The following is a 730-nucleotide window of genomic DNA, read 5'->3' on the forward strand; positions in this document are numbered from 1 at the left end:
TTTATATACATTGAAAGTATCAAAATAAAAGTAAAGGGTTTTAATAAAACAAATTCACGTCTGGAAAGGGCAAAAGCGATCATGGCTGTAAAAAACACATTGGTAACAAATTTAATTAATGTCCTTGCGACAGAAATAAAGAAAGCATGAGGAATAGCCCCTGTTTGGAATATTACCTTATAATTAATTAAGGTCAGCTTCCTTGGCATAAAAGAAATACCGCCTCTAATTGTGTCAATTGGATCATTGAATGACACTACAATAGTGTTCCAAAACGGGTACAGCGTAATAAAAATTAACACTGAAAGGAAAATATTATTAACTATATGAAAATATTCATTTTCATTCCTATATTGATTCATACTAAACGCTCCTCACCTGCCTTTTTTGCTATTGCATTTGCAATAAAAACAAGGCTGATATTAACGATATTTTTAAACATCTCGGCGGCTGTAGCAAGAGAATAATTTGAACGCTGTAAACCAAATAACAGCACATAAACGTCAATGGTATCAGATACATCCATTACCAGTCCATTTCTTAACAGATATTGCATTTCAAAGCCGGCGTCGAGAATACGTCCTACACTCATAATAAGCATAACAATAATTGTTGGCTTAATACACGGTAAAGTGATATGTATCATTTTTTGAAAGAGATTACATCCGTCAATTGCGGCAGCTTCATATAAATTTGGATCAATGCCTGTAATCGCCGCAAGATAAATAAT

The 730-nt window shown here is 33.2% G+C and carries 2 protein-coding genes; both read right to left on the minus strand.

What is annotated here, in order from left to right:
• Positions 1–362: ABC transporter permease family protein (locus ACYVRH_RS13835; protein WP_461257467.1), on the minus strand; the 362-nt coding region annotated here is incomplete at its 3' end.
• Positions 359–730: ABC transporter permease subunit (locus tag ACYVRH_RS13840; RefSeq protein WP_461257468.1), on the minus strand; the 372-nt coding region annotated here is incomplete at its 5' end. The genes ACYVRH_RS13835 and ACYVRH_RS13840, both read right to left, overlap by 4 nt.

It is taken from the genome of Treponema sp. R80B11-R83G3, from assembly GCF_054786115.1.